This is a genomic window from Gilvimarinus sp. 1_MG-2023, from assembly GCF_030548285.1.
This window is the reverse complement of the sequence record NZ_JAUOSC010000550.1, coordinates 1-327: the sequence shown is the minus strand read 5'-3', so window position 1 is coordinate 327 and position 327 is coordinate 1. Positions and strand designations below refer to the sequence as shown.

Below are 327 nucleotides of genomic sequence, written 5' to 3'. Positions count from 1 at the left end.
GATCCCGCGATACCAGGCCACCCAATATCAGTGGCTGGCCATCACGCAGCCGGGTTGACGTATTGATACTGCGGACATCAAAGGCCGTGGTGTCCAGTGTCGAACCGGTACTGTCGGTAATGTGCTGGGACAGCGCAGTATCCGGCGTGGAGACACTGGGGTTCAGCTGCAAGGCGATATGATCGGTCTCATCGATCACCGCACTGACAGTGAGCTCGATACCGTATGACTTGAACTCGGTACTGCTTAACAGCGCGTCACCCAGTGCACTGCTATCGGTACTTTGACCAAAGTTCGTGTAGGTCGTCCGGATTGGAACTTCCCCAC

At 56.0% G+C, this 327-nt stretch carries 1 protein-coding gene; it reads right to left on the bottom strand.

Annotated features, from left to right (window positions below):
- Positions 1-327, bottom strand: a 327-nt coding sequence (locus Q4563_RS18035) for a hypothetical protein (protein WP_303605483.1), incomplete at both ends; no start/stop codon positions are given.